The following is a 6,049-nucleotide window of genomic DNA, read 5'->3' as shown; positions in this document are numbered from 1 at the left end:
GGTCATAGGGGAGTTGAGGTTGAGGGAGGGGGGAGTTCAAAATTTTGAACTTTATTTTGAACTTTATTTTGAACTTTGAATGCTCTAGGCACTTGTGACTTGGGTCCAAAACTGGTCAAACAGGTCGGCACTAGCCGTATCGACGGCCACAATGCCCTCGCACTTGGCCAGTACATCTTCGGGTGGGTAGAGGTCTGCGTTGGCCTTGATTTCGTCGGGTAGGCGATCGAAGGCGGTCTGGTTAGCCGTGGCGAAAAACAGCCGCTCCACGGCAGCACTGGCGACCTCGGCCTCCAGCATGAAGTTGATCCATTGGTAAGCGGCATCGACATTGGGGGCGGTGCTGGGAATGGCCAGGGTGTCAGTCCACAGTGACGATCCGCTGGCGGGCAGGATATATTCCATGCGGTTGTCTTCGAGGGTGAGGGCGATCGCATCGCTGGAGTAGGCCATCGATATGCTCAGGTCGCCCGCTAGTAGCTCGCTTTCAAACCCGGTGGTCTTAAAGGCCGCGATCGCAGGCTGGAGTTCGAGTAGACGATTGTAGGCGGCTTCGATTTCGGTGGGGTTGTTGGTGTTGTAGGAGTAGCCCAAAGACTTGAGGGTGGCCCCCAGGGTTTCGCGCATGTCATCGATCAGGGTGATGCGGCGCGACAGGGCAGACTGGTTGGCCCACAAAAATTCCCAATCGACCGGCTCTCCGGGGGTGGCCTCACGGTTGAACAGCAGACCCGTAGTGCCCCAGCAAAAGGGTACGCTATGGGCATTGTTGGGGTCGTAGCCGGGGTTGACCCACTGGGCTTTGAGACTGTCGAGCCCGGTGATGCGGTTCTGGTCTAGCTGAGTCAGCAGGCCCAGATCGATCATTTCCGACACCATGTAGTCAGAGGGATAAATAATGCTGTAGGCATCGCCGCCCCCGGCCTGTAGGCGAGTGAGCATGACCTCGTTAGAGTCGAAAATATCGACGACTACCGGAATGCCGGTGCGCTCGGTAAAGGCGGCAGCCAGATCGTCGTCGGTGTAGTTGGCCCAGGTATAGATATGCAGGGTTCCGTCACTGTCCCCACTGCCGACGCTTGGGCCGCTGAGGTTTTGCCGACAATTTGCCGCCGCCAACCCGGCCATAACGGCCGCTGACCCCTGCAAAAACCGTCGCCGACCGAGGGTAGAGGGCCGCGAAAAGAGGGCAGGTAAGGGTTGTTTTCCAGGCACAGTAGCCTCCAAAGGAGCGGATAGATGGACTGGGAACGGGCGATAGGGGCAGATCAACCCATCAACATAGGAGATATTGACCGAGTTTAGATCCTTGAGCGCCTCACCTTGAGCGGGTTAGTAACTATGGAGCTGAGTCTAGGGTAGGCAGGGGTAGCCCAGGGCTAACGATATTTTATATAGCCTTAATAGGCAAGTCTGGCTGAGCGTGATTAAACCCTCCATGTCAGCATTCCTGGCCCTCTCGCTGATCTGCCCCTGGCTATGGGCAACCGATATCAACCTTGACTCTTGACCTTGCTTCCCGCTACGGGGCATTGAGTACTCGGCAGTCGTTGGCAGCCCAGTGTACATAGACGGGGGTATCTGTGCTGAGAGCCCAGTCGGCTCGATTGGGTTGACGCACTGTGAGCAAGTCTCCCGACGCCAGGGTGACCACGCAGTGTAGGTGGGTACCCAGGTACATCAGGTGGCTGATCTGCCCGGGATAACAGTTGTCTGGGCCGGATGGCAGGTTTGAGCTGAGGCTGATGTTTTCGGGCCGTACGCTGACGACGACGGTTTGATGCGCCGGAGAGGCGTTAGCGCTGGCCAGTAGCCGCAGCCCGCTGTCGGTGACGATCTGCACATGGCTGGGACGAACCTGGTCGATCTGGCCCGAGAGCAGGTTGGTGTCGCCGATAAAGTCGGCCACAAAGGGAGTGCGGGGGCGATCGTAGATGTCGCTGGGAGTACCAATTTGCTCAATCTGGCCGTTGTTCATCACGGCGATGCGATCGGAGAGGGAGAGAGCTTCTTCTTGGTCGTGGGTGACCATGACAAAGCTGATGCCCAGCTGCCGATGCAGGTTGGCCAACTCCACCTGCATTTGTTTGCGCAGCTTCAGATCGAGGGCTCCGAGGGGTTCGTCGAGCAGCATCACGGCGGGGCGGTTGACCAGAGCCCGGGCCAGGGCCACCCGCTGCTGCTGCCCGCCAGAGAGCTGGGCCGGGTATCGATTGGCCATGGGTTCCATCTGTACCAGGCGGAGGGCATCGGTGACGCGATCGCGCACCTGAGCGGCCCCCATGCGGCGAATTTTGAGGCCAAAGGCAATATTGTCTCTAACCGTCATGTGGTCAAACAGGGCGTAGCTCTGAAACACCGTATTCACTGGTCGGCGGTGGGCCGGCACCTTGCTGACGTCGGTGCCCTGAATGAGTACGTCCCCGGCAGTGGGGGTTTCAAAGCCCGCGATCAGCCGCAGGGTAGTGGTTTTGCCGCAGCCTGAGGGGCCTAAAATGCTGAAAAATTCGCCGGGTTGCACGGTTAGGTCGAGATGGCGTACCGCTACATCTGCCCCAAAACGCTTTAGCACCTGGCGCAGTTCGACATCGGGCTGGGTTTCGAGGGGTGTAGTCGCTGCCGCAGAATGCACCGTTTGGGCCATGGCCATGTCTCCCTGGGTTCACCCCAACTTTAGCGATCGCACTTGGGATATACAAGTTACTGCAATTCTACGACTGAGCGGCGGGTAGATCTCAGCGATCGATGGGTTAGCGTGGCTAATCACTATTGAGCACGATTGGGGCGATCGCCATGGGCATCGCCACCCCAGATTACCCAACTCTAGGTCTGGACTTCACCAGTACCTGTGAAGGAGCCAGTTTAGAAGGCGCCAGTTTAGGTAGAATCAGCCCTAGCGGCTGCCCCGCAACTGCACCCTGGCCAGCACGGTTCGGCAAAGCGCTACGATGTCACCAGCATGATGGTGTGACTAGCCTGGTGCCTAGGCGTGCAGAGTAGGATCGCAGAGATGGCCCCAACAGTAGCCCCACGGCCCCGACGCAGCCGCTTAGCCTCAGTGGGCGTGGTGGTGATAGCTGCTGCCCTGGCGATGGGTGGTTGCCGCCCCAGTGCTCCACCCCAGGTTGATGACGCGCCAAACTCCGCCGTACCAGCTGCTCCATCCCAAGCTGAGAGCATCCCAGAATCGGCCCTGGCGGCTTTACCCCAGCGATTCGTCGCTGAGTGGCAACCCCTTAGTGACGTGCTGCTTGTCTTTGGCCCCATGACCGTCACCGCCGATGAGATTAGCTGGGGTAGTGGCCAAAGCAGCCCCTACGCCTTAATTGGCACCGAGGGCGGCTACCTGCTTCAGCTTGAGGCCAGTCCTAGCTTTTACGACACCCAAACGCCCTACATCAAGCTCATCCCCAAGGCGGCCAGCGACCTGTCTGACTCCATAGAGGTGGCCTTTTACACCGACGCCAGCCAGCTTCCCGGCGATGATTATGTAATGTATGGGGCCTACTTTGTCGAAGAGTAGCTTTTGCCAGCGGTTGGGCCACTATGTCTAGGCGATCGCTAACTCGTTTCTAATGACCATAAAAAAGAGATAGATGCGCCCAATCTTCGCATCTATCCCCCCCTGAGCTTTTTTGAACAGAAACAGCGTGAACCCTAACGTGCTATCGACTCGGGTTTTCTAAGATTTCCTGCACTTGCTCGCTAGGAGTATATTGATAGCCAAATACCGACTGGTCAGAATCATCTAGAATCTGTGGTGTGAGCAACACAATTAGCTCGCGTCGCTGATTATCGGTAGTGGTACTGCGGAATAGCGCTCCCAAAATGGGAATGTCGCCCAGAATGGGAATCTTGTTGACGGTAGAACGCTCAGTCTCTTGGATGATGCCGGAAAGTAAAAGCGTTTGCCCATCTCTAACCCGCACTTGCCCAGAGCTAATCTGACGTTCTGACAGCAAGAAGAACGAGCCAGCATCGCTGGTGAAAGTAGCTGTAGGAGCCGAAATGCTGGGTGCTACCGACAGTGATACAAAGCCGTTGTCATCAATGCGATCGACATCAACCTGCAAAATTAACCCCGCTGGTTCAGTCGTAATGTCTAGGGTCGTTACCGTGCCCGTAGTCGTCACCTCAACGGTTTGTTCAATTTCGGTCACCACGTCTTGAGTCAGCTGAACTGTTGCCGTCTGCCCTTCTTGAACAATTAGGGTCGGATCGGTAATAATCTTACCATTGCCGTTTCGTACGGTTGCCAACAGTTGCAACAAGAAATTACCAGCGGTCGCATTAACACCCGACCCGCCTAAATTAACTGGTGAAATTGGAGTACCAGTTGGGGTTTGCAACGATTGAGTGCTGGGGGTACCGTCGCCAATATTGATGATGCCAAGACCGCCAGAGCTTAACATGCCAAACAGGCCCGTCTGGAATGAGAAGCTGGTACCAAAGGCCTCAAGGGCATTGAGGTCGATATCAATGACTCTAAGGTTGACGGCAACCTGCCGTCTGCGAATATCAATGCGGGTGAGCTGGTCAGTCGCAATGGCAACTAAGTCAGCCCGACCGATCATGGTGACTGAGTTAGTGCGCTCATCGGCTACGACCTGTAGGCCCCGTAAAATGCCCTGGCTATCTTCGTAGTCAACCCGGCTGACCTCAATTTGGTCAACTGTGGTGGTTTGGGTCTCAGTTAAGGCCGGCGCGCCTTCAGCTACCTCCACAGCGTTGACGTTGGTCACCAAGCGCTCGCGGCTCACGGCACTCTCTGCCCCCAAGGCCACCAGAAAATTGGTCGCTACGGCAGAGTCAACCTGATTGAGGCGCAGGGTTCTGGCTGTCACGCTCTGGGCCGAAACTGGCAGAGTAGCACCCACATAAATGCTGCGGCCGACGCGGTTGGCTTCTAACCCCGTAACCCGCAAGACGTGATTAAACACGTCTTGTACTGACTCATTCTCAATATCTAAGCTGACTGGCGGCCCATCGGCGCTGACCGTGTCGCCCTGAGCTTCTCCACCAGAGGGGGTAAAGACTAGATTGAGCCCGGCGGCCCGAGCCAGCAACGACAACACTTCTCGAGCGGGAGCATCGCGTAGCAGCAGTTTGGGAATGCGCTCATTACTGCCCAGGTTAATGCTGCCAAAGGCGGGCGAGCCTTCGGCAACGGCAATATCACCCACCGGGGGGGCAACAGCTCTGGGCAAGAAGGGTGGTGTCTGCTGTACCTGGGGACGGGGCACTGGTGCACCGTCAATAATCACTTCGGGGTCGGGTACTAGCACATCAAACTCAGCTGGAGCAGGCACCTCAGGGGCTGCCTCAGAGGGTGCTTCAGGGGCTGCCTCAGGAGCTGCCTCGGTTGACTGAGCTATGGTCGAAGGGCTGGTCGAGTCGGGAACGGTTACCAACTCTTCGGGTACTGGCGTCGGCGCTTGGGTGGTCTGGCCATCGTTGCGAATCGAGAGCACGACCTGATCGTCGCTAGAGGCAATCTCACCGACGGGAGACTGATCAATGCCGCTGACCGTGACCCGCACGCTGTTGGCGTCGAGGGGCACCACGCTAATCTGGCTGATGCCGGGGGCGGGGTTGGCCTGGGTAAAGCCGCCCCCGTCGGGTAGGTTGAGCTGGGCACGGGTGATGTCAGCCTGGAGGGTATTGCCCTGGTTGACGGTAAAAATATTGCTGTTGTCGCCACCCTGGGTCTTAAACACCAGGTCGAGACCGGTGTCGGTGGCGTTGAGGCTAATGTCGGTGATGCTGGTCATGGCAGCCAAACCAGGCTGGGCCACCATGGTCACTAGGGCACTACTCAGCAGAATTGGGTGTAGTTTCATCAGGGGATTCACGGTTCACTCCTCCATCAAAGGTGCGGCGGGGCCGCTGGGGTTGGCTGGACTAGGTGGGTAGATTGGGGCCACCGGAGTGGCTGAGCTGGCAAGGATAGTCTAAAGGTGGCTGGGTTACCCCCCTTCCGGTGGGGGGGCTCCCTCGGCCGGGGCTGCTCCATCGACGGGAGCTTCGCCCTCGGCAGGGGGCTCCGGGG

Annotated in this window: 4 protein-coding genes; 1 reads left to right on the top strand and 3 read right to left on the bottom strand. The window is 57.6% G+C overall.

The features are described from left to right. Positions 1-84: 84 nt before the first annotated feature. Positions 85-1,128, bottom strand: a complete 1,044-nt coding sequence (locus IQ254_RS29075) for a spermidine/putrescine ABC transporter substrate-binding protein (protein ID WP_193969640.1) — start codon at positions 1,126-1,128, stop codon at positions 85-87. A gap of 394 nt (positions 1,129-1,522) precedes the next feature. Beyond that, positions 1,523-2,644 (bottom strand): ABC transporter ATP-binding protein, encoded by a 1,122-nt coding sequence (locus IQ254_RS29070; protein WP_193969638.1) that lies wholly within the window; start codon positions 2,642-2,644, stop codon positions 1,523-1,525. A 366-nt stretch (positions 2,645-3,010) separates the two neighbouring features. Between IQ254_RS29070 and IQ254_RS29065 the strand changes: the two genes are divergently transcribed. After that, entirely contained in the window at positions 3,011-3,523 is a 513-nt protein-coding gene (locus IQ254_RS29065) for a hypothetical protein (RefSeq protein WP_193969637.1), read from the top strand. 142 nt (positions 3,524-3,665) lie between these two features. Here the strand turns inward: IQ254_RS29065 and IQ254_RS29060 are convergent, their stop codons facing one another. After that, positions 3,666-5,852 carry an AMIN domain-containing protein gene (locus IQ254_RS29060; RefSeq protein ID WP_313887605.1) on the bottom strand — a complete coding sequence of 729 codons (2,187 nt, stop codon included), beginning with the start codon at positions 5,850-5,852 and terminating at the stop codon, positions 3,666-3,668. Positions 5,853-6,049: the final 197 nt, after the last annotated feature.

Origin of the sequence: Nodosilinea sp. LEGE 07088 (genome assembly GCF_015207395.1) — a bacterium.
Lineage (GTDB): Bacteria > Cyanobacteriota > Cyanobacteriia > Phormidesmidales > Phormidesmidaceae > Nodosilinea.
This window is presented reverse-complemented; position numbering and strand designations above follow the sequence as displayed.